This is a genomic window from Helicobacter burdigaliensis (assembly GCF_003670295.1).
Taxonomy (GTDB): domain Bacteria; phylum Campylobacterota; class Campylobacteria; order Campylobacterales; family Helicobacteraceae; genus Helicobacter_D; species Helicobacter_D burdigaliensis.
In genome coordinates, this window is the sequence record NZ_QXJG01000056.1 from 1 (window position 1) to 714 (window position 714).

The 714-nt window shown below is 24.5% G+C and carries 1 protein-coding gene; it reads left to right on the plus strand.

Translation table 11 applies throughout. The features are described 5' to 3' along the window. Positions 1 to 714 (plus strand): glycosyltransferase family A protein (locus tag EBF09_RS09010; protein ID WP_157978211.1); only part of this gene is annotated, 714 nt, incomplete at both ends.

A 714-nucleotide genomic window follows, 5' to 3' on the forward strand; every position in this document is an offset into this window, starting at 1 on the left:
ACCCCCAAAAAATACAAAGGTTTTCATAAGTATGCAATAGTATCTGCTGTATATAATGTAGAAAAATATTTAGAGGATTATTTTAAATCTATTATAAAACAAAGACTTGATTTTAAAAATAATATCTTTTTAATTTTAGTAGATGATGGCTCCACAGATAATTCAGCAAATATTATAAAAAAATATCAAAAGAAATATCCAAAAAATATAGTCTATCTTTATAAAGAAAATGGTGGACAAGCCAGTGCTAGAAATTTAGGCTTAAAATATATGAAAGAAAACAATTACCAAACTCCTTGGGTAACTTTTATTGATCCAGATGATTTTTTAGATAGGGATTATTTTTATGTAGTGGATGGGTTTTTAAAGACCAACAAAGAAGAAGATATTTGCATGGTAGCTTGCAATTTTATCTTTTACTATGAAAAAAATAAGATTTATAAAGATAATCATCCATTGAATTTTAAATTTAAGAATGAAATAACAATTAAAGAAAATGAGAAACTGGATAATTTTATTCAGTTGGCCTGTAATTCAGCTTTAGTTAAGCTTGACAGAATACATACTTTATTTGATGAAAAATTAAAACCTAATTTTGAAGATGCAAAATTTATCAATGAATATTTGTTGGATAATATTAGTTATAAAAGTGCATTTTTAAAAAAAGCAAAATATTATTACAGAAAAAGAGAAGACGGAAGTTCAACATTGGAT